We start from the raw sequence: 25,233 nt of genomic DNA, 5'->3' as shown, positions 1-25,233 counted from the left end.
CGTTGGTCTTATTGTTGTGGTTCCGCGTACATCCGCGCATAGCGGATGCCGAAGTACAGGATGAACAGGTAGCAGGCGGCCGGTATGACGAACGACCACTGCAGCCCGATCGCATCGGCCAGCGCGCCCTGCGCGAAGGGCACGATGGCGCCGCCGACGATGGCCATGCACAGGATGCCGGAGCCCTGCCCCGTCTGCGCGCCGAGGCGGTGCAGCGCCATGCTGAAGATCGTGGGGAACATGATCGAGTTGAACAGGCCGACCGCGATCACCGCCCACATCGCCACCGCGCCGGAGCCGAGGATCGCCACCAGCAGCAGCACGATGCTGGCCGCGGCGTTGAACGCCAGCGCCTTGCCCGGGCTCACGCGGCGCATCACGGCAAAGCCGATGAAGCGGCCGATCATCGCGCCGCCCCAGTAGTAACTGACGTATTTCGCCGCCGCGCCGTGCTCCAGGCCGGCGATCTGCGGTTCGCCGATGAAATTGATCAGGAAGCTGCCGATCGCCACTTCGCCGCCCACGTACAGGAAGATGCCGATCGCACCCAGCACCAGGTGGCGGTGCGCCAGCACCGATCCGCGCACTGCCTGCGGTGTATCCCCGGACTGCCCGATCGCCGGCAGTTTCACGAGTGCGAACAGCACGGCGAGCACCAGCAGCGCGGCGGCCAGCGCCAGGTACGGGCCCTGCACCGCGGCCGCTTCCTGCAACCGGTAGCGGGCCAGCGCATCGCCGGCCAGCTGGGCGGCGTCGACGGCGGCCGGCATGCCTTCCAGGATCAGCAGGCCGCCCAGCGCCGGCGCGATCGTGGTGCCCAGCGAATTGAATGCCTGGGTCAGCGTCAGCCGGCTCGATGCGGTGGCCGGGGGGCCGAGCACCGTGACGAACGGATTGGCGGCCACCTGCAGCACCGTGATGCCGGCCGCCAGCACGAAGAACGCGAACAGGAACAGCGCGTAGCCGCTCGTCGCCGCCGGGTAGAACAGCGCGCAGCCGAGCGCCGCGACCATCAGGCCGGCCACCGCCCCGCGCTTGTAGCCGATGCGGCGGATCAGCGCACCGGCCGGCAGCGACACGATGGCGTACGCACCGAAGAAGCAGAACTGCACCAGCATCGCCTGCACATAGTTGAGCGTGTAGACCGACTTCAGGTGGGGAATCAGCACATCGTTCAGCGACGTGAGCAGGCCCCACATGAAGAACAGCACGGTGATCACGACGAGGGGAAAGGTTTGTTGCGGCTGCGCGGGGGCGCTGCCCTGCGGCGCAAGCGCCGCGGGTGACATCTGTGCCATCGATCGTCTCCTGGTATCCGGCGAAGGCCGGGTGTTGTTATGGCAACGATTCTGCATAATGCCCCATCGCGGGTCAAACGCGATCGGCGAAACGGGGCGAGTTTAGCGTTGTTCACTAAACAGTCCGGATGCCGCTTTTCCTATGGCGCGGCGCACCATGGAAGTCCCGCGCCCACCATGTTTAGTAAATGCGACTAAACTGCCGCGCCGTGCGCAGCCGTTGTTTGACCACGCGCGCACCGCTGTGCAAGACTGTGCCCATAAAGAGCGGCCCCGGGCAGGCGGCCGCACCACAACGGAGGCGATCGATGACCAGATTTTCCCAGGACGGCCGTCCATGAGGGCCGCTACCGCCGCGCAGGGCGGCGTAACGATCCGCGACATCGCACGGGCCGCCGGCGTTTCGGCGGGAACCATCTCCCGCGCCCTGAAAAACGAACCGGGGCTGACGGAGGTGACGCGCCGGATGGTGCTGGAAACCGCCCGCGACCTGGGCTACGACTTCTGCAAGCTGCGGCCGAAGCGGCTGCGGCGCCTCACGTTCCTGCTGCACCGGCAGCACAACACGGCCGCCAGCAGCCCGTTCTATTCGCCGGTACTGCACGGCGCCGAGGAAGCCTGCCGCAAGCAGGGCATCGTGCTGTCGTTCATGGCGGTGGGGCCGGCGGACGGCCTGGTGGACCAGCTGCGCATGCATGCGCCCGATGCGATCGTGTGCGCCGGCTTCTTCGAGCCGGAGCTGCTGTCGGCGCTGCGCGCCACCGGCAAGCCGATCGTGCTGATCGACATGAAGCTGCGCGGCTACAACTCGGTGAACCCGGATAACCAGATGGGCGGCTACCTGGCCACGCAGCACCTGATCGACCGGGGCCGCGAGCGCGTGGGATTCATCTGCGGCTCGATGTCGCACTACAGCATCCGCGAGCGGGCGCGCGGTTACCGGCAGGCGCTGTTCGATGCCGGCATCCTGGCAGATCCGCGGCTGGAAGCATTCCTGCCCGATGGCGTGGAACTCGAACAGGGCGCGTGGGAAGCGATGGAATCGCTGCTGGCGTTGCCGAAACCACCGGACGCCGTGTTCTGCTACAACGACAGCACCGCGCTGGTGGCGATGCGCTGCTGCCTGTCGAAGGGCCTGAAAGTGCCGCACGACGTGGCGATCGTGGGTTTCGACGATATTTCCACGGCCGTGCTGGGCCACCGCCCGCTGACGACACTGCGCATCAACAAGAAGGAACTGGGTGCGCTGGGCGTGGAGCTGCTGCTGGGCGGCCGCACGGACGACGTGGTGGAAAGGATTTCGCCGGTCGAACTGGTGGTTCGCGCCAGCACGGTCTGCTGAGCGAATCGATGCGTTGACGGACCAGGGGGTACGAACCGCCACAAGCTCACATCAAACCTTGCAGTCGATAACTGTGCAGAAATAACTGCGTCAATCGCGGCCACGGGACGGATCCTGGCCGCGCGGGGAGCCGTGCGCCCGACGTGCGGGCACATTGGATAAGCAATTCTCGCGCCCGGGATCATGTGCGGCATCGCGTGCTGGATACAGTACCGAAGCTCGGATACCGGAAGCCCAGGTACCGGAAGCTCGGGACCGGAAGCTCAGATACCGGAAGTGGCCCCCCGGCGCAGCCGAAACTTCTCTTGAAACGGACGATTCATGTTACCAGATTTCCATTCCCGCGAAACCCTGCTGCGGCATATCCGCGACACCCGCAACTTCTACGATCCGCGCTCGCTCGATCCCACCGGCGGCTTCTTCCACTTCTACAAGGACGACGGCACGGTGTACGACGCGCACACGCGCCACCTGGTCAGCAGCACGCGCTTTGTCTTCAATTACGCGATGGCCTGCCGCCACTTCCACGACGAGGCCGACCTGCGGCGCCTGCGCCATGGCCTGGCATTCCTGCGCGACGTGCACCGCGACCCGGCCACCGGCGGTTATGCATGGCAGCTGGACTGGCGCGACGGTGCAAAGACCGTCAGCGATGCCACCAACCACTGCTACGGCCTGGCGTTCGTGGTGCTGGCCTATTCGCATGCGCTGCTGGCGGGCGTGGAAGAAGCGCGCGGCTGGCTCGAGGAAACATACGAGCTGATGGAGCGCCGCTTCTGGGAGCCGCAACACGGCCTGTACGCGGACGAGGCGTCGGCCGACTGGAAAGTGTCGTCCTACCGCGGCCAGAACGCCAACATGCATTCGTGCGAGGCGATGCTGGCGGCATTCGACGCGACCGGCGAATCGCGCTACCTGCACCGCGCCGAAACGCTGGCGCGCAACATCGCCGTGCGGCAGGCACGGCTCGCCGACGACCTGGTATGGGAGCACTACAGGGAAGACTGGTCTGTCGATGCCGACTACAACCGTCACGACAGCACCAACATCTTCCGCCCCTGGGGTTACCAGCCAGGCCACCTGACCGAGTGGGCCAAGCTTCTGCTGATCCTCGAGCGCCACGCCGACCGGCTGGCCGGCCCTTCCGACTGGCTGCTGCCGCGGGCGATCCATTTCTTCGACACCGCGCTGGCCAGGGCCTGGGATGCGAAACACGGCGGCATCCACTACGGCTTCGCGCCGGACGGTTCGATCTGCGACGGTTTCAAGTACTTCTGGGTGCAGGCCGAGAGCTTCGCCGCCGCCGCGCTGCTGGGTGCACGCACCGGCGAACAACGCTACTGGGACTGGTACGACCGCATCTGGCAATACAGCTGGGAACATTTCGTCGACCATACCCATGGCGCCTGGTACCGCATCCTGGGGCCGGACAACGCGAAACTGACCGATGAAAAGAGCCCGGCCGGCAAGACCGATTACCACACGATGGGCGCCTGCTACGAAGTGCTCACGGTGCTGGAGAACGGCCAATGAGCGGCCCGGCGAGCGGGCCACTGGGCGGGCCGGTCTTCATCGCCGCCGGCGAAGCGCTGACGGACCTGATCGTGCTCGACACCGCGCGCACGCAATGGACCGCGCGCACCGGCGGCTCGACATGGAACGTGGCGCGGGCCATGGCAAAACTGGGCGTACCGGCCGCGTTTGCCGGCGCGATCAGCCGCGACGTGTTCGGCGACGCGTTGTGGCAAGCCTCGATGGACTCGCACCTGGATGCGCGCTTCCTGCAACGGCTGGACAAATCGCCGCTGCTGGCGATCGTTCACCAGCTCTCGCCACCGAGCTATTTCTTCGTGGGCGACGACAGCGCGGACCTGCACTTCGACCCGCAGGCGCTGCCCGGGGACTGGCGCACGCACTGCCGCTGGATGCATTTCGGCGGCATCAGCCTGGCGCGGCGGCCGCTCGCCGACCGGCTGGTGGAACTGGCGCGGGAGGCGAAACGGGCCGGCATCCGCATCAGCTACGATCCGAACTGGCGGCTGCTGATGGACGAGCGCTACGACGCCACGCTGCGGGCGATGACGGAACTGGCCGACGTGGTCAAGGTGTCCGACGAGGACCTGGCCGGCCTGTTCCGAATCGACGACATCGACCGCGCGTTCGCCATGCTGCGCGGCTTCAATCCGGCGGCCATGTATCTATATACCCGCGGCGAACTGGGCGCCTCGCTGCACATCGGCGACGAAGCCTGGCACGCGCCAGCCGTGGCCGTGCCGGTGGCCGATACGGTGGGCGCCGGCGACGCCAGCATCGCGGGCTTTGCCTGGAGCCTGCTGTGCGCGCCGGCGCGCGCGCCCGGCGAACACTTGCGCTTCGCCGTCGCGGCCGGGGCGGCGGCCTGCATCGGGGCGGGCGCCACGCCGCCTTCGCTTGGCGCGATCGAACGGCTCGTGCCGGGGAACCGCTGATTTATTCATCACGGCGATCTTAGCCATGAGAAAAGACTAATCTCATCCACCAGCAATAAATCAGCGCTTCCCTGGAGGACTGGGCCGCTTGAGACTATGATGGCGGCATTACAACCCGACCGGAGTCATCGATGAAGTTTGCCCTGCCCCTCCCCCTGGTACTGCTGGGAGCCGGAATCGCCGCGGCCGGCGCCGCCCACGCGGCACCGGTGGACGCCGCCAAGCTTTACCAGAACAATTGCGCCTCCTGCCACGGCGTGAAGCTGGAAGGCGCGACGGCTCCCGGCCTGGCGGACGACAAGTGGCTGCACGGCGCGCCGACCCGCGCCAACCTGTCGCGGATCATCGCCAAGGGCTTGCCGGACAAGGGCATGCCGGGCTGGGAAGGCACGCTGGACAAGGCGCAGATCGCCGCGCTGGCCGATTACGTGGCACCGGGCGGACGCAAGGCCGTTGCAGCGAAAGCCGCGCCTTCGAAAGCCGCGCCGTCAAAAGACGCGCCGTCAAAAGCCGACAATGGGCTCGCCCGCCTGACATTGCCGAAGGGCTTCTCGATTTCCGTCTACGCCGAGAACGTCGATACCGCCCGGTCGATGGCGGTCTCGCCCGGCGGCATCGTCTATGTCGGCTCGCGCAAGGCCGGCAAGGTGTACGCGGTGGTCGACGAGAACGGCGACAAGAAGGCCGACAAGGTCGTCACCGTCGCCGAGGGGCTGGATAACCCGATCGGCGTGACGTTGCTGGACGGCGCCCTGTACGTGGCCGAGATCGGGCGCGTGATCCGCTTCGACGCGATCGACAGGACGTACGGGAGCAAGCCCGCCTACAAGGTGGTGAAAGGCGACCTGCCGAACGACAAATGGCATGGTGAAAAGGTCATCAAGGCCGGTCCGGACGGCAAGCTGTACATCCCGGTCGGTTCGCCCTGCAATACCTGCGACAAGGACGACGAGGTATATTCGAAGATCTGGCGCATGAATCCGGACGGCTCGGGGTGGGAAATGGTGGCCAACGGCATCCGCAACACCGTCGGCTTCGCGTGGCATCCGGTGACGAAGGACCTGTGGTTCACCGACAACGGCCCGGACGAAATGGGCGACAACAACCCTTCGTGCGAACTGAACGTGGCGCCGAAGGCGGGCATGCACTTCGGCTTCCCGTACTGCCACGGCGGTGTGGTGCCAGACCCGAAATTCGGCGCCGGCCGCAGCTGCGCGCAGTTCACGCCGCCGGTCGCCAAGCTGGGGCCGCACGTGGCGCCGCTGGGCCTGGCGTTCTACACCGGCACGCAATTCCCGTCGCAATACCGCAACGGGGTGTTCGTGGCCGAACACGGCTCGTGGAACCGCACGCAGAAGATCGGCTACAAGGTCAGCCTCGTCACGCTGCAGGGTAACCAGGAAGTGACGACCACGACATTCATCGACGGCTTCCTGCAGGGCGACGATGTCAGCGGCCGGCCGGTGGATATCGCCATCGCCGCCGATGGCGCGATGCTGATCTCGGACGACCATGCCGGGCGGATCTACCGGGTCACGTACACCGGCAAGTAATTTGGCAAGTAATTTGGCAAGTAAGCAGGCAGGTAACCACGCAGGTGTGCCGGCGGTTGAACGACTGTCGGGCGCGCATGCAACAGTGACGAAAAGTATTGCCGCCCGGATTGTTGCGATGCATCAACATCCATGCTAAGGTTGGGACCTTCGCTCCTGGAAGGAGACGGCCCCAACCGCCCGTCTGTCTCCCTGCCCCGCTTTGACCGGAATCCCGAGAGCACCGCGCCATATCCCCGCGCATTCGCCCGCCAAGCATTTGGCGACCAGATCTCGCCGGGCCCGCGCGCCTTGCTCTCTCACGGAAATTTCCATGTTCAAGCGTCTCACCATCCGTACCCGCCTGATCGCCACGATGGCGATCCTCGGCCTGCTGATCGCCGTTACCGGCGCAATGGGAATCTACGGCATCCACTCGGTCAATGCCGCGCTCGAGGAAACCTACAGCACCCGGCTGGCTTCGTCGATGGCGAACGCCGACTCGAAAATCCTGCTGACCCGCGCACGGCTGGTGCAGGACCGCGCAATCATGCGCCCCGAATCGCCCGAGGTCCCCGCGCTGCTCCAGCGTGCGGACGATTTCGTGGCAAAGTCGGATGCCGCGTGGCAGCGCTACCTGGCATTGCCGCTGGGTCCGGGTGAAAAAGAATTGTCCGACGCGGTGGAACGCTCCCGCCAGGACCTGATCACCAACGGCCTGAAGGCATTGGCACAGGCACTGCGCGCCGGCGACGCCGCCCGCATCGACCAGCTGGCGATGAAGGACATGACCAAGCTGTACAGTGTGTACAGCGATGCCGCCGAGGCGCTGGACAAATACCAGATGACCGCTGCCCAGCAGCTCTTCGCCGACAGCCAGCGCCTGTACAGCACCGTTCTCGGCCTGTCGATCGGCGCGGTGGCAGCGGGCATCCTGCTGATCGTGGCGGCGTGCGTCACGCTGTTGCGTGCCATCATGACCCCGCTGCGCGAAGTGCTCGAGCACTTCGACGCGATGGCGGCGGGCGACCTGTCGCGCCGTGTCGATACCGGGCGTCACGATGAGATGGGCACCTTGCTCAAGGGCCTCGCCGGCATGCAGCAAAAGCTTGCCGAAACCGTCCGCGTGGTGCGCGAAGGCAGCGGCTCGATCGCCGTGGCCAGCAACGAGATCGCCGACGGCAACATGGACCTGTCGCGCCGCACCGAGCAGCAGGCGGCCAGCCTGGAAGAAACCGCCTCGTCGCTGGAAGAACTGACGGCGACCGTGCGCCAGAACGCCGACAACGCCCGCCAGGCCAACAGCATGGCCGTCTCGGCCTCGCAGGTGGCGCAACAGGGCGGCCAGATCGTCGCCCGGGTGATCGATACGATGGGTGCCATCACCACGTCGTCGAAGAAGATCGAGGACATCATCTCCGTCATCGACAGCATCGCGTTCCAGACCAATATCCTGGCGCTCAATGCCGCCGTGGAAGCGGCCCGCGCGGGTGAACAGGGCCGCGGCTTCGCCGTGGTGGCCAGCGAAGTGCGCACGCTGGCGCAACGTTCGGCTGCCGCCGCCAAGGAAATCAAGGAACTGATCGACGACTCGGTGGCCAGTGTGGAAACCGGTTCGGCGCTGGTCGGCCAGGCCGGCACCACGATGGACGAGATCGTGACGGGCATCGCCCGCGTGGCGGACATCATGACCGAAATCATGTCGGCCACGTCCGAGCAAAGCTCGGGCATCGACCTGATCAACGACGCCGTCACGCAGATGGACCAGGTCACACAGCAGAACGCCGCGCTGGTCGAGGAAGCCGCCGCCGCCGCGGGTGCGCTGCAGGAGCAGGCCGCCACGCTGGAAGAAACCGTCAGCGTGTTCCGGCTGGAGCGGGCCGAGGCGGCGGCGAGTCCACTTCGCCGGCCAGCGCCGGCGGCATCGCGGACGCTGGCACTGGCCTGAAAGAGCGAAATTATTGCTTGCGGCGCCGCCTGGTCAGGGCGCCGATCGCGCACAGGCCGGCGCCCAGCATGGCATACGTGGATGGTTCCGGTACCGGCGGGGTGACGGTGACCGCGAGGGTGGTCTCGGAGGTCCAGCGGAAACCGCTATAAGACGTGGAGCCTTCGCCCGACGTGTATTGGAAATAGGAATAGGCAACGTCGCCGCTGGTGGCAACGCCGCCCGACGATGCTTCAAAATCCGTGCGGTGCGACCGTGCATCGAACGTCAGCGAATTGCCACCGGTATAGGAAAAGGCTTCAAGACACCAGCTTCCTCGATCGACAGAACCGCACCGCCCGTAAGTCTCGATGTCCGAGGCAAAGATGGATACATGGGGGAATAGAAACTCCCTTACTTCATCGACTGTGAACTTGCCATCACCATTGACGTCATCGACGATTGCATGCAGCGTCGCCGTGCGGGTGGGATCGAATACGCCCGTATTGTAGTCGGCGAATCCGGTATACGTAGCAGTCAGTTCATGGTAATCGGCTTGCGCCGCGGTACAACATCCCAGCAATACAACGAGAAGCGATTTTTTGAGCATATTATCTCCAGATTAAAATAAGATTAACTATTACAATGCAAGTTATTCTGCATCGATTAAACTATTTTATAGCCCGGAGATAATATTATATTAATGCATTTGCGTTAATAAAAAACAGCTGTGCGTGGCGCTTTTGCGACGCCGGCACACCATCGCCGCCGCCCGCCCCACACCACGCATTGTTTGCCAGCAGGGTCTTTTTCCGATGCCGTCATGGCGCCGAACCCGGCGCGGCCGACGTGCCGCATGCATAGCAAAACCGCGTAAACGCATTCTTGCGGGCCGTGCAGGCGGTGCAGTGATTGAACAGCCCGATGCCGCAGTGCGGGCAAAAGTCGATCTTCGGGTCCTTCAGGTCGACCTGGCGCTCGCAGCCGGGGCAGACGCCCTTCCCCATCCGTGCCAATGCCGTGTCGTAGCCGAGGTTTTCACGGCGCTGCGTGTCCGGCAGCGCTTCGGCCGCGCGCTGCCGCTCCAGGTATCGCTGCAACCCGATGATGGCCTGCCGGCCCACGATCACCGTCACCAGGATGCCGACCACGTGGCGCACATAGCCGCCGTAGCTGGGCAGGTAGGGCACCAGCTCGACGAAGAACGCGAACAGCGCGAAGAAGATGAAGCCCCAGACGAACGGCCACCAGGTGCTCTTGCGCTTGTTCTTCCACAGCCAGCCGGCGATCAGCAGCAGCGGCAAGGTCAGCGCCAGGCGATAGGCGAACACGCGCAGTTCGCGCAATTGCAGCGCCTTCCGCCAGCGGCCGTCGGCATCGCGCTCCAGCGCGGCCATGCGGCCCGCGGCGCGGTCGCGTGCCTGGCGCGCGTCCAGCTGGCGCTGCTCCTGCTGCTGTACGGCGGTCAGCGCCTTGCGCTCGTCCGCCTTCAGCTCGTCGAGCTGGCGGGTGCGCGCGATCAGTTCGGGGTCCTGGTCGGGCCGTGCGGTGGCGTGGCGTGTCGACAGCCAGTTGCCGAAGGTATCGTTCGCGGTCGCCGTATTCGATTCCGCGACCCGGTGCTTCTGCTGCGCCTGTTCGAGGGCCGCCTGCGCGTCCTCGTAGGTGCGGCCGGCTTCCTTCAATGCCGCCTGCGCCGCCGGATATTGCACGCGGTCGGTGAACTGCTCCAGCGCCAGCGGTTCCTCGACGAGGTTCAGGTTGTCGACGATCTTGCCGCCCAGGCCGACAAGGAAGCCGGCGAACAGGAAAGCGACCAGCCACAGGCCGCGCTGGAACCATTTTTCGGAAAGACGAAGGGCCTTGCTCATCGTGATGCTCCAGTTGGTTGGACCGGAACGGAGCATAGCGGCTTTCGCCGCGGCGATGCTGTGGCAACACTCTAAAAAAAAAAACCGCCGGGCTCACGCACCGGCGGTTTTTGCTCCGTTGAAGGAGATATTACTTGGCGACGGCGCCCGCCTCTTCGGCGGCCTTCATCGACAGCTTCAGGCGGCCGCGATCATCCGTTTCCAGTACTTTCACGCGCACTTGCTGGCCTTCCTTCAGGTAGTCGGCAACGGCGTTGACGCGCTCGTTGGCGATCTGCGAGATGTGCAGCAGGCCATCCTTGCCCGGCATGACTTGCACGATCGCGCCGAAGTCCAGCAGCTTGAGCACGGTGCCGTCGTAGGTCTTGCCCACTTCGACCGATGCGGTCAGCTCTTCGATGCGGCGCTTGGCTTCCTGGCCGGCGGCGGCATCGACGGAAGCGATGGTAACCACGCCTTCGTCGCTGATGTCGATCTGCGTGCCGGTTTCCTCGGTCAGCGCGCGGATGACGGCGCCGCCCTTGCCGATCACGTCACGGATCTTCTCCGGGTTGATCTTGATGGTGATCAGGCGCGGTGCGAAGTCGGACAGTTCCGTCTTCACGTGCGGCATCGCCTTCTGCATTTCGCCCAGGATGTGCTCGCGGCCTTCCTTGGCCTGCGCCAGCGCCACCTGCATGATTTCCTTGGTGATGCCCTGGATCTTGATGTCCATCTGCAGCGCCGTGATGCCGTTGGCGGTGCCGGCGACCTTGAAGTCCATGTCGCCCAGGTGGTCTTCGTCACCCAGGATGTCGGACAGCACGGCGAACTTGCCGCCTTCCTTGATCAGGCCCATCGCGATGCCGGCCACGTGCGCCTTCATCGGCACGCCGGCATCCATCAGCGCCAGGCAGCCGCCGCAGACGGAAGCCATCGACGACGAACCGTTCGACTCGGTGATCTCGGACACCAGGCGCACGGAGTAGCTGAACTCTTCCGGCGACGGCAGCGCGGCAACCAGGGCGCGCTTGGCCAGGCGGCCATGGCCCACTTCGCGGCGCTTCGGCGTGCCCACGCGACCGGTTTCGCCGGTGGCGAACGGAGGCATGTTGTAGTGCAGCATGAAGTCGTCGGTGTACTCGCCCATCAGCGCATCGATCTTCTGCGAATCGCGCGCGGTGCCCAGCGTGGCCACGACCAGCGCCTGGGTTTCGCCGCGGGTGAACAGCGCCGAACCGTGGGTACGCGGCAGGACCGACGTGCGGATCGCGATCGGACGCACGGTGCGGGTGTCGCGCCCGTCGATGCGCGGTTCGCCGTTCAGGATCTGCGAACGCACGACCTTGGCTTCCATGTCGAACAGGATGTTGCCCACGTCGACCGAGTTCGGTGCCTCGGCGCCTTCGGCGGCGGCTTGCGCCGCCAGGTCGGCGAGCACTTCGCCCTGCATCGAGCGCAGCGCCTGCTGGCGGGCCTGCTTGTTCTTGGTCTGGTACGCTTCGTTGATCTTGGCTTCGGCGAACTGCGCCACCTTGGCGATCAGCGCTTCGTTCTTGGCCGGCGCGGTCCATTCCACTTCCGGCTTGCCGCCTTCTTCCACCAGCGCGTGGATCGCATCGATCACTGCGCGCATCTGCTCGTGGCCGAACACCACGCCGCCCAGCATCACTTCCTCGGACAGCTGCTTGGCTTCCGATTCCACCATCAGCACGGCCGATTCGGTACCGGCAACCACCAGGTCCATCTCGGACGTTTTCAGCTGGGTCGTGGTCGGGTTCAGGATGTACTGGCCGTTGGCGTAGCCCACGCGGGCCGCGCCGATCGGGCCGTTGAACGGCACGCCGGCCACGCACAGGGCGGCGGAGGCGCCGATCATCGAAGCGATGTCGGGGTCGATCTCGGGATTAACCGACAGAACGTGGATGATGACCTGCACCTCGTTCATGTAACCCTCCGGGAACAGCGGGCGGATCGGGCGGTCGATCAGGCGGGACGTCAGCGTCTCCTTCTCCGATGGACGGCCTTCGCGCTTGAAGAAGCCGCCGGGGATCTTGCCGGCTGCATAGGTCTTCTCGATGTAGTCGACCGTCAGCGGGAAGAAATCCTGGCCGGGCTTGGCATCCTTGCGCGCCACCACGGTCGCCAGCACGACGGTGTCGTCGACCGACACCAGTACCGCGCCGGAAGCCTGACGAGCGATCTCGCCGGTTTCCAGGGTCACGGTATGCTGGCCGTACTGGAAGGTTTTCGTAACTTTGTTAAACATGGGTAATCCCTTTCTATTTGCCGACAGATTTTCAGGCGCTGTCGTTCACCTCACCACAGGTACCGGCTGATGCCGGCCACCTTATTGCTCCATCGCTCGCCAGGCCGAATATTTGTTATTCCGCCTGGCAATTATTTAACATTCCAGAATGACAAAATGCCTGCGTCAGCGAACTGGCGCAGGCATCTCGACTAAAACCGGGAATGCAAAAAAATTACTTACGCAGACCGAGTTTGGCGATCAGGTCGCGGTAACGGGTTGCGTCCTTGTTCTTCAGGTAGGACAGCAGGCTCTTACGACGGTTGACCATCATGATCAGGCCGCGGCGGGAGTGGTGATCCTTGCTGTGGGCCTTGAAGTGACCGTTCAGTTCGTTGATGCGTGCGGTCAGCAGCGCAACTTGCACTTCCGGGGAGCCGGTGTCGTTCTGGGCGCGTGCGTTGTCCGCGATGATCGCGGATTTGTTGATGTTTTCTACGGACATGATAAACCTTTCACATGCGATGCGCGGAGTACGGAACCCTGCACATCGTGAGTTACGATAATAAAACCTGCCCGAACGGACAGGCCCGCAAGTATAACGGAATTAGCGCGCGCCGTATCAACTTCTGGCTACAATTATCGCGGCCTCCAGGAGGAAACGTGAAAAATCTGATCTTTCCGATAATGTTAAGCGCAATGATCGCCGGTTGTGCGCTGGGCCCGCCGCCGCAGGCCGGCGAACCGATGGCCGCGGTCGAAGCGCGCCTGGGCCACCCCAGTGCCCGCTACACGGTGGGCCTCGAGACGATCCACGAATACGGTGCCGGCGCTTTCGGGCAGTTCACCTACATGGCCCGCTACGGCCAGGATGGCCGCCTGCGCTCCTACGAACAGGTGCTGACGGACGAGAAATTCGCCACCATCAGGCTGGGTACCGACGACAAGGAAACGATCCTGCACACCTTCGGCCAGCCGGCCGAGACCATGTACCTGTCGCTGCGCGACCTGGAAGTATGGAGCTACCGCTACAAGCAGTCCGGCGTGTGGGATTCGATGATGCACGTGCATTTCAGCCGGGACGGCAAGGTGCGGCAGCTGATGGCCGGGCCGGACCCGATGCGCGAGCACCGGGAGGGGTTTTTCTGAGCCGGCTGCCGCTCAGATCCGCTCCGTCTGCGGATTGACCCGCTCCTTCGCATGGAGCTTGTTCAGCGCGGCCAGGTAAGCCTTGGCCGAGGCCACCACGATATCCGGATCGGCGCCCACGCCGTTGACGATCCGCCCCGCCTGCGAAAGCCGCATGGTGACTTCGCCCTGCGACTGCGAACTGGGGCTGATGGCGGCGATCGAGAACAGTACCAGTTCGGCGCCGGTCCGGGCCTCGCTTTCGATGGCGTTGACGATCGCGTCGACCGGTCCGTCGCCGGTGCCTTCGCAGGCCACCTCGCGTTCGCCGGCCGAAAATACCACCCGGGCGTGCGGCAACTCGCCCGTTTCGCTGCGCTGCGACAGCGACACCAGCCGGTAGTGCTCGCCCTCCTCCCGCTCCTCGGTGGAGACGAGGGCCATGATGTCCTCGTCGAAGATCTCGGACTTGCGGTCCGCCAGGTCCTTGAAGCGGGCAAAGGCGGCATTGATGTCGCCTTCCGATTCGAGTTCGATGCCCAGCTCCTGCAGCCGGCCCTTGAACGCATTGCGGCCTGAAAGCTTGCCCAGCACGATCCGGTTGGCGGTCCAGCCCACGTCTTCCGCGCGCATGATCTCGTAGGTTTCGCGCGCCTTCAGGATGCCGTCCTGGTGGATGCCCGAGGCATGCGCGAAGGCGTTGGCGCCGACCACCGCCTTGTTCGGCTGCACCGCGAAGCCGGTAATCTGCGACACCATTTTCGACGCCGGCACGATCTGCGTGGCGTCGATGCCGCACTCGAGGTTGTAGTAGCCGCCTCGGGTGCGCAGCGCCATCACCACCTCTTCCAGCGCGGTATTGCCGGCCCGCTCGCCGAGACCGTTGATCGTGCACTCGATCTGCCGGGCGCCGCCGATCATCACGCCGGCCAGCGAATTGGCCACGGCCAGGCCCAGGTCGTTGTGGCAGTGCACCGACCACACGGCCTTGTCGGAATTGGGAATCCGCTCGCGCAGCCGGCGGATCGTTTCGCCGAACATTTCCGGCACCGCGTAGCCCACGGTATCCGGGAAATTGATCGTGGTGGCGCCTTCGGCGATCACGGTTTCCAGCACGCGGCACAGGAAATCCTCCTCCGAACGGCTGCCGTCTTCGGGCGAGAATTCGATGTCGTCGGTGAACCGGCGGGCGAAGCGGATCGCCTGCGTGGCCTGTTCCAGCACCTGCTCGGGTTCCATGCGCAGTTTCATCTTCATGTGCAGCGGCGAGGTGGCGATGAAGGTATGGATGCGCTTGCGGGCCGCCGGCTCGAGCGCCTCGGCGGCGCGGGCGATATCGCGGTCGTTGGCGCGCGACAGCGAGCAGACGGTGGAATCCCTGATGGTGGAGGCGATGGCGCGGATGGCCTCGAAATCACCCGGCGAAGCGGCAGCGAAGCCGGCCTCGATGACATCCACGCGCAGCTTTTCCAGCTGGCGCGCGATGCGGATTTTTTCTTCCTTGGTCATCGACGCGCCCGGCGATTGCTCGCCGTCGCGCAAGGTGGTATCGAAAATGATCAGGCGGTTGCTCATGGGTTTGACTCCTTGACATGCCCGCCGACCAGGTCAGCGGCGTTCGCTTTCGTCGAGTTCCTCGTCGGTCTGCACGATCGACACGGGCTTGCCTTTCGCCAGCCGCACGGCATACACCACGTAGCCGGACAGGCCGTACAGCAGGAAGATCGGGAACATCACCTTCGGCGGATCGATCGACACCAGCGCGAACCCCAGCGCGATCAGGAACACCGTGATGAACGGCACCGACTTCTTGAAGTTGATGTCCTTGAAGCTGTAGTACGGCACATTGGTGACCATCGTCAGCCCGGCGAACAGCGCCAGCGCCCACGACACCCACGCGTAGCGCACGCCCACCTCGCCCTGGTCCACCATCAGCAGGATGAAGCCGGCGATCAGCGCGGCCGCGGACGGGCTGGGCATGCCCTGGAAGTAGCGCTTGTCGACCACGGCGATGTTGGTATTGAAGCGGGCCAGCCGCAGCGCGGCGCCGGCGCAGTAGACGAACGCGGCGATCCAGCCCAGCTTGCCCAGGCCGCGCAGCGACCATTCGTAGATGACCAGCGCCGGCGCCGCGCCGAACGACACCATGTCGGACAGGCTGTCGTACTGGGCACCGAATTCGCTCTGGGTATTGGTGAGGCGGGCGACGCGGCCATCGAGCCCGTCGAGCAGCATCGCCACGAAGATGGCCCAGGCCGCATGCTCGAAGCGCTGGTTCATCGCCATCACGATCGCATAGAAGCCGCAGAACAGCGCGCCGGTCGTGAATGCGTTCGGCAGCAGGTAGATGCCGCGGCGGGGCCGCGTATCGCCGGCCTTGCGCGCGAACCTGCTGAACGGGCCGCGGCGCGGCGCCTTGCCGTTGGGAGCGGCGCCGATCTTGGGGCGGCGACGGGGAAATTTAGCCATAGAGGTAAGCCATTGAGACCTGATTGCGTTGTTGTTCTGTTTCCGGCCGGACTGCACGCCGGCCGGGTGATCCCTATTATAGAGGAGCACGCAAATCAGGTGGCCCGCCTGGGGCTACTGTAGCGAATCGAACTAGCGGAAGCGCACCTTGCCCACCAGGCGCATCTGCAGCGTGGTTTCGCCTGGCTCGAACGACGGCTCGGCCACCTCGGCCGTATCCGCGCTCTTGCGCATCGCCATCATCATCGGTGCCGGCGCGCCTTCGCGGTCGGCATAATTGCCGGAGCCTTCGAAATCCACGGTATCGAGCACGGCATCGGCGACCGGCCGGCCCATCGCCGTGGCCACCGAGGCGATGCGCTCGTTCAGGTTCCTGTAGGTGGCGGCGATGCGCTGGTCGTCGAGCTTCTTCGTTGCCGCCGGGGTCAGGCCGAACTGGATGCCGTTCAGCGCGAGCACCTTCTGCGCGGCGGCCACGGTCTTCGGCAGCGCGGCCAGGTTGGTGGTCTTCACTTCAACGAAATGACCGACGCGCCACGCGGTGGGTACGCGCGGCTTGTTCGCCGCCATCGGCTGCACCGGGCGGTCTTCCGGGTACACCGGGTAGGTGTAGTAATTCATCGTCTTCAGGCTGGCCTGCGGGTCTTCGCGCTTGAGGATATCGAGGCCCTGCTTCATCTTCTGGTTGACCCGCGAAGCGGCGGCGGCCTTGTCCCTGTCCTGTTCCTCGATCGCCAGCGTGGCCGTGGCCTGGTCGTTCGGCGCCTTCACTTCGCCATATGCGGGAATGATGACGGTGGTGCCGGTGGTCGGTACCGGCGCCTGGGCAGCAGCCTGGGCGGCGGCAAATATCAATGCCGCGGCAGCCACGGTTTTCATCAGGGTCATGTGTTTCTCCTTGTTGTGATGACGGGTGAAATGGTGAGCGCACTTTAACCGATCCGGTCGGGGCATCCTGGAAGAGTTGGTGAACGTTTGTAACAGCCAGGTCATCCGGAAGACACGTTAATCTGTCATCATGGAATGCTGACCGATTTACTTTCAAAACATGAAAACCTCGCTCCTCCTGCCCCTGGCCCTGTCGATTCCGCTGCATGCCGCTGCCGCTCCGGCAGCCCCCGCACCTGCCCCCGCATCCGCCTCCTCATCCGCCCCGAAACTCGTCGTGGTAATGGCCGTGGACGGCCTGCCGCAGGAGCAGGTGGTGCGCTACCGCGACCAGTTCGGCCAGGGCGGCTTCCGCCGGCTGCTCGAAGGCGGCGCCTGGTTTACCGATGCGCACCAGGCGCACGGCACCACCGTGACCGCCGTCGGCCACGCGGCCATCCTCACCGGCGCCTACCCGAACCAGCACGGCATCGTGGCCAACAACTGGGTCGACCGCGCCACCGGCCAGCAGGTCTACTGCACCGAGGACCGCGACCACAAGTACATCGGCGAGGAAACCGACCCGAGCGACGGCACGTCCCCTGCCCGGCTGCGCGTGGACACGCTGGGCGACCAGTTGCGCTACGCCACCGGCAACCGCGCCAGGGTCATCGCCGTTTCCGGCAAGGACCGCGGCGCGATCCTCCTGGCCGGCAAGGGCGGCACCGCCTACATGTACATGGAAAGCAGCGGCAACTTCGCCAGCAGCACCTGGTACATGCAGCAGCACCCGCAATGGGTGCAACGCTACCAGGCCGGCAAGCCGCAGGACCGCTACTACGGCCAGAAATGGACGCCGCTGCTGGCCGACAGCGCCTACGCCAACGATGCGGAAGGCCCGCTGTTCAACTTCTCGTACTACAGCGAGGGCGGCAAGCCCGATGCCGACTACTACAAGCGGCTGAAGGAAGGCCCGCCCGTCGACGAGCTGACGCTGGACTTCGCCCGCGCGGCGATCGAGGGCGAAGCGCTGGGCGCCAACCCGGCCGGCGTGCCCGACCTGCTGGGCGTGAGCCTTTCGGGCCACGACTACGTAAACCACCGCCACGGCCCGGAAAGCAGGATGTCGCACGACCACCTGCAGCGGCTGGACCGGATGCTGGCCGGCTTCTTCTCGTATCTCGACAAGCGCGTCGGCGCGGACGGCTGGATGATCGTGCTGACGGCCGACCACGGCTTCGCCAACAGCGCGGAGTTCTCGCAGCGGCAGCGCATCGATGCCGGCCGCGTCGACAGCAAGAAACTGATGGCCGGCCTGGAGCAGCACCTGGCCGCCACGTTCAACGGCGCCAAGCCGATAACCAACGCGGTGCTGCCGAACATCTACCTCGACGGGGGCGCGATCGACAAGGCCGGCCTGAAACGCGCGGACGTGGAACAGGCCGCCAGCAGGTGGCTACAGGCGCAGGCCGGCATCGCCGATGTCTACACGCGCACGCGCTTCGAGGAAAGCGGCGCCACCGGCACCCGGCAGGACCTGCTGATGCGCCGCGGCTGGCACCGCCACGAATCGGGCGACCTGGTCGTCGTCACGCGCCCCTACTGGGCGTTCGGCTCGGGCACGGGCGGCGCCACGCACGGCACGCCGTACCGCTACGACACCAGCGTGCCGCTGATGATGATGGGCAAGCGGTGGATCGCGCCGGGCAATTACACGCAGTATGCCGAGGTGGTGGACATCGCGCCCACGCTGGCCGCGGTGCTGAAGGTACGCGCGCCGGCCGGGGCCGAGGGGCGGGTGTTGACGGAGGTGCTGCGGGGATCGGCGCGCTGAGGGAGCCTTGTCGGCGAAAACCGGTCTCCGACACCCGAGGTCAATCCGCCGCAGTGGTCAATACCACGGCCGGCTGGTGTCAGGCAGCCTGCAAGAAAGGCCAAGCGCGCCGTGCGCATGCGGGGTCAAGCCGCGAGTTCGGGCCGCAATGCGCCGCGCGCTCGACGATATGTCTGCTTCGTGCCGGCCCGTTTCCCGGCCGGCATTGCGACGCGGTCGACTCAAGTGCCGGCGCTTGCCCTGCGCCTGCGAGCGGACACCGCCATCGCCACCAGCCCGCAGACCAGCATCATGTAGGTAGCGGGTTCGGGAACGGGAGGCGGCGTGGCTGCCGTAAACACGCGGGCGAAGTTATGCGTGTTCAGCCTGAAAATTCCCTGCTGGCTGCTATCCGAAAAGTTTGACAGCGACAGGCCGAACCCTGTATTCAAGTCTCCCTGCTGCCCGAACTGGGTGGTGTGAAGGTACGAGAATGTAGAGCTGGAGGGAGTGTCCGTGTCGGATCCCAGCACTCCCAAGCCACTGAACTCCGTGCTTGCCCGTAATTGGCCTGACAAGACTTCCGATATACCCACGTTCAGCGTTGCTTCGCCCGTCAATACCAGCAGGGAGTTCGGGGCCAACGTGAATTCCCAGGTGCTGGTGGATGCCATGGTTGCCTGGCCGCGCGGCGCGTATGCCGATGGGATGATGGCTGAAGCTGTCGAACCCGCGCCGGTGGCGGTGACCGTAAGTTCCTTGCCCTCGTGAGTCAGCGACACGGCTTCGTGCGCAATATCGGCATAGTTCCTGGACAAACCGACGTACTTGCCCGCGGAGTCGATAAATTGCATGGCAACTTCAGAATGGGAACGCGTTAGCGAAAACCCCGCAGCGACTCCATCGTCGGGCGTCAGGTCGACAACGCTGAACTTGAACTGTGAATAACTGATCGTGGCTGTTACGGCGGGCGCGGCGCCTGCGGCCGGCATGGCGAAGGGCGCAACGAGTGCGGCGATCAGCAAGGCGGTACTTTTCATCATGCACTCCGGGACGTGGATCGGGGTTGGACAGGACGGCGACGTGCAGCCAGCATGCCGAACAGGGCAAAGCCACCCAGCAGCATCGCATATGCACCGGGTTCGGGAACAGCCGACAGAACTGCCGGCGTGCCGCTGAACCTTACCGCTGCCTTCAGTTGAACCGACACTTCCATCGATTCGTCGGTGTTGTTGACCAGGCTGTAATGGAAAACGTCTTCTGCGCTGGTGTAGTTGTAAATGCTTCCTCCTGCCCGCACCGAACGACCAAGCAGGTCCACGACCAGGGAGCCTGTCGTTGCCATGCCATCGCCGTGTCCAGAGAAATCGTAGTTCCCGCTGACACTCAGCAGGCTGTGCGGTGCCAGTATGAGACGTCTCGATTGCGTGAAGCCGGTACTGACCCAGTTTCCTGGCGCGATCGAACCGCTGAGCACGTTGACAAAGCCCCAGTCGGGGTACACCTCATCGTAGAAGTAAGTAGTACCAGCATTGCCATTCGCGACATAGCTGCCTGCCGGAACGCTTGCCTGGCTGCTGAACCGCACCCCGCCGATCAGATATTCGGAGGTATGACGGCTCGACCATGGGCCCTCGACCGTGAAGCCGGCAGCCTGCCCGTCCGCCGGTGTAAGGTCGACTACCCCGAATTTTACGGAGTCGATAGTCTGGCTGATATAAGCGTCGGCCATTGCACTGCCGTTGGCAGCCATCAAGGCCACCGCCATGACCCACGCCAGTGGGGTTCTGTTACAGATTCGTGTCATATCGGTTCTCGGTAGGCGCGTGCGGCCATGGCCGGCAACGCTGGAGTGCCATTGACTTTCACAAGGAAAGTTACTTTTTTTACAACTAAAATAACAGTAAACTAATTCTTGATGCATATCAAGGCAAACGTACAGCCCACCGGCAGCATGCCTGCTCAGCTGCAACCGGTGCGTACGAAATGCCGATGCGCAGCCGCTTGACCAGCGGTGTTCTGGAATCGCGCGCGCCCTGTGGATACCATGGCGGGAAACAGGATCGACAGGAACAGGCGGGTTCTGTTGCGCATGATGCTTCAATTCGCGAGATTGCAAACAGCAATACAGATTCTATAGAGCAAGCCGTGACGCTACGATTCCATCCAGTTCGTCAAAAATAGTGGCGGCTCGGCGCAACGGGGCATCGTTTCACCGCAAAAGCCCGCCGCCCGCGCGGTTGGCCCGGTACATTTGCAGGGTCATCCCAACCGGAGCATTGCAATGAAAAAACTGCTGGCCGCCGCCCTGCTGCTGTGCGCCTTCTGCTGCCCCGCCGCGTATGCCGAACCGGCCGAACCGGCCGGCGACGATGCCGCGGCCGTGGCGCAGATCGACACCTTGGTCAAGGCTTTCCAGGCCGCGATCGTCGCCAGGGACCGCACCGCGCTGGAAGCGATGTTCCTCCCGGCGGACAACAGCTGGCTGGCCGTGGCCAGCGACGGGATCCGGCTGAAACCCGGCCAGCCGCGCGTGCGGCCCTCCACCTACCTGAAGTTCACCGAGTTCGTCGGCACCAGCAAGCTGCCCGTCGAGGAGCGCTTTCATAACGTGCGCATCCACAGCAACGGCAGCATCGGCACCGTATATTTCGATTTCGAGTTCATCGAAGACGGCAAGGTGAACAACAAGGGGGCCGAGTCCTGGCACCTGGTGAAAACGGAAGGCGGCTGGAAGATCAGTTCGATGGTGTATTCGATCGGCTGACGTTACCGCAACTGCGGCTACAATCGCTGCCATGTCTCCGCGTTCCTTCGACACTGCCCGCCTTGCCGAGCCGCCCTTCCACCACGCGCTGCTGGCGGCGCTCCCGATCACGGCCTGCATCGCCATCATGGGGGTGCCGGACTTCGGCCATGAGCGTCCGCTGATTTTCCGCACGCTGTACCTGTGTACCTACCTGGCGTGGATCGCCCCTACCGCCGGGCTGCAGCGCCACCTGTGGCGGCGCGGACTGCCCTGGTGGGGTACCGTGCTGGCACTGCTGGCGGCCACGTATGCGATGTCGGTGGCGAACAACCTGCTGGGCCAGACGCTGAGCATCCGCCTTGCACTGCGCGACAGCTACAACTGGAACAACCTGTTCGCCGGCCTGGATGGTTGCTGGCTGCCGCTGATCGCGTTCTGCGCCGCGCATGCGGTGGTGGCCTTCAACGCAGCACTGGGCCACGAGCGCTCGCGCGCGGCAGAGGCACTGCTGATGGCGCGCGACGCCGAATTGCGCGCGCTGCGCTTCCAGTTGCAGCCGCACTTCCTGTTCAACACCCTCAACGCGGTATCCGCGCTGGTCGCCACGGGCCGCGAGCGCGATGCCAACCGGATGATCGCGCAACTGGCGGACCTGCTGCGCGCCACGCTGGCTACCGGTCATACCCACGAACATGCGCTGGCCGACGAACTGGTGCTGACCGAAAGCTACCTGGAGATCGAGAAGGCCCGGCTGGGCGAGCGGCTGCGCATCGCCATCGACATCGGCCCCGGCCTGCTCGATGCGCAGGTGCCGTGCCTGCTGCTGCAGCCGCTGGTGGAAAATGCCGTACGACATGGCATCGCCCCCGATGCCGCCGGCGGCGCATTGGCGCTGGCGATCTCCGCCGCGGATGGCACGCTGCAACTCCGGCTGGTCAACGACGCGCGCGTCGAAGCCGCCCGTGGCGAGTCGCTCGGCGTGGGCATCCGCAACGTGGCCGAGCGGCTGAAAAAACTGTACGGTGGCGCATACCGTTTCACCGCCCGGCATGTGGCCGGCAGCCGGTTCGAGGTCGCCGTCGATATCCCGCTGCGGCGCGCCGAGGCGGCCGGCGCCATCTGGGTGCGCGCGGCATGATGCGGGTGCTCGTCATCGACGATGAACCGCTGGCGCGTGCCGGTGTGCTGGCCCGGCTGCGCCAGTGCGCGGACATGCACGTGGTGGCGGAGCATGGCGACGGCCCGGCCGCGCTGGCGGGCATTCGCGAAACGCGGCCAGACCTGGTGTTTCTCGATGTGGAGATGCCGGGCATGCGCGGCCTCGACGTGCTTGCCGCGCTGCCCGTGGCCGAGCGCCCGCTGGCCGTGCTGCTGACGGCATACGAGCAGTTCGCCGTGCAGGCATTCGCGCTGGACGTGGTCGACTACCTGCTCAAGCCGGTGGAGGACGAGCGCTTTGCCGAGGCGGTGGCGCGGGCGCGGCAGGCGTGGAAGTTCCGGCACCAGGCGCCGCCGGCGCCCGTGGCCGAACCTGCCCGCTACCTGTCGCGCTTCACGGTACGGTATGGCAGCCGCCTGGTGTTCGTCGATGCCGGCGAGGTGGAATGGATCGATGCGGCCGGCGACTATGCCACGCTCCACGCGGCCGGGCGCGAATACCTGGTGCGAACATCTCTGCACCGGCTGGTGGAGTCGCTGGACCCGGCCGCCTTCGCGCGCGTGCACCGCTCGGCCATCGTGCGGCTGGACCAGGTGGCCGAACTGCGCACGCTGGGCAACCGCGACGCCATCCTGCGCCTGCGCGATGGCACGCCGCTGCGCGCCAGCCGCACCTATATCGATGCGCTGCTCGTGGCGCTGGAGCGGCAGCGGGCGGCGGCCTGACCCTGCTGGTGAAAAAAAAGCGGCCCGAAGGCCGCTTTCCTGTAACGCGAAAATCGATCAGTTCTTCGACTTGTCGACCATCTTGTTGGCGGCGATCCATGGCATCATCGCGCGCAGTTTCGAGCCCACTTCCTCGATCTGGTGCTCGGCCGTCAGGCGGCGGCGCGAGATCAGGGTCGGGGCGCCGGCCTTGTTTTCCAGGATGAAGGACTTGGCGTATTCGCCGGTCTGGATGTCCTTCAGGACTGCGCGCATGGCATCCTTGGTCTCGGACGTGACGATCCGCGGGCCGGTCACGTATTCGCCGTATTCGGCGTTGTTCGAGATCGAGTAGTTCATGTTGGCGATGCCGCCTTCGTAGATCAGGTCGACGATCAGCTTCAGTTCGTGCAGGCACTCGAAGTACGCCATTTCCGGCGCGTAGCCGGCTTCGGTCAGCGTTTCGAAACCGGCCTTGATCAGTTCCACGGCGCCGCCGCACAGCACGGCCTGTTCGCCGAACAGGTCGGTTTCGGTTTCTTCGCGGAAGTTCGTTTCGATGATGCCGGCCTTGCCGCCGCCGTTGGCCGAAGCGTACGACAGGGCGATGTCACGGGCGTTGCCGGACTTGTCCTGGTACACGGCGATCAGGTGCGGCACGCCGCCACCCTGCTTGTACGTATTGCGCACGGTGTGGCCAGGGGCCTTCGGTGCGATCATGATCACGTCCAGGTCGGCGCGCGGCACGACCTGGCCGTAGTGCACGTTGAAGCCGTGGGCGAAGGCCAGCACGGCGCCTTCCTTGATGTTCGGTGCGACGTTTTCGTTGTACACCTGGGCGATGTTTTCGTCCGGCAGCAGGATCATGACGACGTCGGCCGCCTTCACCGCTTCGTCGACTTCGGCGACCTTGATGCCGGCCTGTTCGACCTTGGTCCACGATGCGCCGCCCTTGCGCAGGCCGACGGTGACGTTCACGCCGGATTCGGTCAGGTTCTGTGCGTGAGCGTGACCCTGCGAGCCGTAGCCGATGATGGCAACGTTCTTGCCTTTGATCAGGGAGAGGTCAGCGTCTTTGTCGTAGAAAACTTTCATGGTCATTCCTAAGTATTTTGTGTGAATCGTATTAATCAGCTTGAACCCGGTGTCAATCAGCTTGAAACTGGTGCACCGGTCTTATCGCGTGTTCAGATCTTCAGGATGCGTTCGCCGCGGCCGATGCCGGAGCCGCCCGTGCGGACGGTTTCCAGGATCGAGGTGCGGTCGATCGCGTCGATGAAGGCATCGAGCTTGCTCTTGGCGCCTGTCAGCTCGATCGTGTAGGTCTTCTCGGTCACGTCGATGATGCGGCCGCGGAAGATGTCGGCGGTGCGCTTCATTTCCTCGCGCTCCTTGCCCACCGCCCTCACCTTGATCAGCATGAGCTCTCGCTCGATGTGCTGGCCTTCGGTCAGGTCGACCACCTTGACCACCTCGATCAGGCGGTTCAGGTGCTTGGTGATCTGCTCGATGATGTCATCCGAGCCGCTGGTGACGATCGTCATCCGCGACAGCGTGGAATCCTCGGTCGGCGCCACCGTCAGCGTTTCGATGTTGTAGCCGCGTGCGGAGAACAGGCCGACGACGCGGGACAGCGCGCCCGCCTCGTTTTCCAGCAAGACAGAAATGATATGTCGCAT

At 64.7% G+C, this 25,233-nt stretch carries 22 protein-coding genes; 10 read left to right on the top strand and 12 right to left on the bottom strand.

Translation table 11 applies throughout. From position 1 onward, the window contains the following. Positions 1-8 precede the first annotated feature (8 nt). The gene (locus GJV26_RS21955) at positions 9-1,289 is read right to left on the bottom strand and encodes a sugar MFS transporter (protein WP_173346347.1); all 1,281 of its coding nucleotides are present in this window, start codon (positions 1,287-1,289) and stop codon (positions 9-11) included. A 346-nt stretch (positions 1,290-1,635) separates the two neighbouring features. On the opposite strand from GJV26_RS21955, the gene GJV26_RS21950 reads away from it, so the two are divergent. The 5 genes from GJV26_RS21950 to GJV26_RS21930 all read left to right on the top strand — a co-directional run bounded on the left by GJV26_RS21950 (position 1,636) and on the right by GJV26_RS21930 (position 8,588). Then, positions 1,636-2,640, top strand: coding sequence for a LacI family DNA-binding transcriptional regulator (locus GJV26_RS21950; protein WP_155710835.1), 1,005 nt, complete (start codon positions 1,636-1,638; stop codon positions 2,638-2,640). 321 nt (positions 2,641-2,961) lie between these two features. After that, entirely contained in the window at positions 2,962-4,173 is a 1,212-nt protein-coding gene (locus tag GJV26_RS21945) for an AGE family epimerase/isomerase (RefSeq protein ID WP_155710834.1), read from the top strand. Next, positions 4,170-5,108 carry a carbohydrate kinase family protein gene (locus GJV26_RS21940; protein ID WP_155710833.1) on the top strand — a complete coding sequence of 313 codons (939 nt, stop codon included), beginning with the start codon at positions 4,170-4,172 and terminating at the stop codon, positions 5,106-5,108. The genes GJV26_RS21945 and GJV26_RS21940 overlap by 4 nt, the downstream gene beginning before the upstream one ends. Positions 5,109-5,239: 131 nt before the next feature. Continuing rightward, positions 5,240-6,661, top strand: a complete 1,422-nt coding sequence (locus tag GJV26_RS21935; protein ID WP_155710832.1) for a DUF7133 domain-containing protein — start codon at positions 5,240-5,242, stop codon at positions 6,659-6,661. 313 nt (positions 6,662-6,974) lie between these two features. Next, on the top strand, positions 6,975-8,588 hold the full coding sequence (locus tag GJV26_RS21930) for a methyl-accepting chemotaxis protein (protein WP_155710831.1): 1,614 nt from the start codon (positions 6,975-6,977) through the stop codon (positions 8,586-8,588). A gap of 10 nt (positions 8,589-8,598) precedes the next feature. Here the strand turns inward: GJV26_RS21930 and GJV26_RS21925 are convergent, their stop codons facing one another. The 4 genes from GJV26_RS21925 to rpsO all read right to left on the bottom strand — a co-directional run bounded on the left by GJV26_RS21925 (position 8,599) and on the right by rpsO (position 13,170). Further along, positions 8,599-9,177 (bottom strand): PEP-CTERM sorting domain-containing protein, encoded by a 579-nt coding sequence (locus GJV26_RS21925; RefSeq protein ID WP_155710830.1) that lies wholly within the window; start codon positions 9,175-9,177, stop codon positions 8,599-8,601. A 211-nt stretch (positions 9,178-9,388) separates the two neighbouring features. Next, positions 9,389-10,438, bottom strand: a complete 1,050-nt coding sequence (locus GJV26_RS21920) for a zinc ribbon domain-containing protein (protein ID WP_155710829.1) — start codon at positions 10,436-10,438, stop codon at positions 9,389-9,391. Positions 10,439-10,568: 130 nt separating this feature from the next. Continuing rightward, on the bottom strand, positions 10,569-12,686 hold the full coding sequence (gene pnp, locus GJV26_RS21915; protein ID WP_155710828.1) for a polyribonucleotide nucleotidyltransferase: 2,118 nt from the start codon (positions 12,684-12,686) through the stop codon (positions 10,569-10,571). Positions 12,687-12,900: 214 nt separating this feature from the next. Then, positions 12,901-13,170: a 30S ribosomal protein S15 gene (rpsO, locus tag GJV26_RS21910; protein ID WP_130188298.1), complete on the bottom strand. Its 270-nt coding sequence runs from the start codon at positions 13,168-13,170 to the stop codon at positions 12,901-12,903. Positions 13,171-13,364: 194 nt separating this feature from the next. Here rpsO and GJV26_RS21905 point away from each other — a divergent pair, with 194 nt between their 5' ends. Further along, positions 13,365-13,814 (top strand): hypothetical protein, encoded by a 450-nt coding sequence (locus GJV26_RS21905; protein WP_155710827.1) that lies wholly within the window; start codon positions 13,365-13,367, stop codon positions 13,812-13,814. A gap of 12 nt (positions 13,815-13,826) precedes the next feature. Here the strand turns inward: GJV26_RS21905 and GJV26_RS21900 are convergent, their stop codons facing one another. From GJV26_RS21900 to GJV26_RS21890, 3 genes are all read right to left on the bottom strand, one after another. Further along, positions 13,827-15,368 (bottom strand): 2-isopropylmalate synthase, encoded by a 1,542-nt coding sequence (locus tag GJV26_RS21900; protein WP_155710826.1) that lies wholly within the window; start codon positions 15,366-15,368, stop codon positions 13,827-13,829. A gap of 33 nt (positions 15,369-15,401) precedes the next feature. After that, positions 15,402-16,262 (bottom strand): CDP-diacylglycerol--serine O-phosphatidyltransferase, encoded by an 861-nt coding sequence (pssA, locus tag GJV26_RS21895; protein WP_155710825.1) that lies wholly within the window; start codon positions 16,260-16,262, stop codon positions 15,402-15,404. Between the two features lie 132 nt (positions 16,263-16,394). Continuing rightward, positions 16,395-17,150 (bottom strand): SIMPL domain-containing protein, encoded by a 756-nt coding sequence (locus tag GJV26_RS21890; RefSeq protein WP_155710824.1) that lies wholly within the window; start codon positions 17,148-17,150, stop codon positions 16,395-16,397. Between the two features lie 160 nt (positions 17,151-17,310). Between GJV26_RS21890 and GJV26_RS21885 the strand changes: the two genes are divergently transcribed. Continuing rightward, a complete protein-coding gene (locus GJV26_RS21885) occupies positions 17,311-18,963 on the top strand; it encodes an alkaline phosphatase family protein (protein WP_155710823.1) in 1,653 nt (550 codons plus the stop codon). A 221-nt stretch (positions 18,964-19,184) separates the two neighbouring features. Here the strand turns inward: GJV26_RS21885 and GJV26_RS21880 are convergent, their stop codons facing one another. Beyond that, a complete protein-coding gene (locus tag GJV26_RS21880; protein ID WP_155710822.1) occupies positions 19,185-19,985 on the bottom strand; it encodes a PEP-CTERM sorting domain-containing protein in 801 nt (266 codons plus the stop codon). After that, complete coding sequence (locus tag GJV26_RS30305) at positions 19,982-20,695, bottom strand: PEP-CTERM sorting domain-containing protein (protein WP_229419660.1); 714 nt, start codon at positions 20,693-20,695, stop codon at positions 19,982-19,984. Before GJV26_RS30305 ends, GJV26_RS21880 begins: the two co-directional genes overlap by 4 nt. A 531-nt stretch (positions 20,696-21,226) precedes the next feature. Here GJV26_RS30305 and GJV26_RS21870 point away from each other — a divergent pair. From GJV26_RS21870 to GJV26_RS21860, 3 genes are read left to right on the top strand one after another with little or no spacing between them, the layout of a single operon-like run. Beyond that, entirely contained in the window at positions 21,227-21,709 is a 483-nt protein-coding gene (locus GJV26_RS21870) for a Cif family virulence factor (protein ID WP_155710820.1), read from the top strand. A 31-nt stretch (positions 21,710-21,740) separates the two neighbouring features. Further along, complete coding sequence (locus GJV26_RS21865) at positions 21,741-22,829, top strand: sensor histidine kinase (RefSeq protein WP_155710819.1); 1,089 nt, start codon at positions 21,741-21,743, stop codon at positions 22,827-22,829. Continuing rightward, positions 22,826-23,575 (top strand): LytR/AlgR family response regulator transcription factor, encoded by a 750-nt coding sequence (locus tag GJV26_RS21860; RefSeq protein WP_155710818.1) that lies wholly within the window; start codon positions 22,826-22,828, stop codon positions 23,573-23,575. The genes GJV26_RS21865 and GJV26_RS21860 overlap by 4 nt, the downstream gene beginning before the upstream one ends. A gap of 57 nt (positions 23,576-23,632) precedes the next feature. Here the strand turns inward: GJV26_RS21860 and ilvC are convergent, their stop codons facing one another. Then, positions 23,633-24,649: a ketol-acid reductoisomerase gene (ilvC, locus tag GJV26_RS21855; RefSeq protein ID WP_155710817.1), complete on the bottom strand. Its 1,017-nt coding sequence runs from the start codon at positions 24,647-24,649 to the stop codon at positions 23,633-23,635. A gap of 92 nt (positions 24,650-24,741) precedes the next feature. Next, the gene (ilvN, locus tag GJV26_RS21850; RefSeq protein WP_155710816.1) at positions 24,742-25,233 is read right to left on the bottom strand and encodes an acetolactate synthase small subunit; all 492 of its coding nucleotides are present in this window, start codon (positions 25,231-25,233) and stop codon (positions 24,742-24,744) included.

The organism is Pseudoduganella dura, from assembly GCF_009727155.1.
Taxonomy (GTDB): domain Bacteria; phylum Pseudomonadota; class Gammaproteobacteria; order Burkholderiales; family Burkholderiaceae_D; genus Rugamonas; species Rugamonas dura.
The sequence above is the reverse complement of the archived record's forward strand: the minus strand, read 5'-3'. Positions and strand labels throughout refer to the sequence as shown.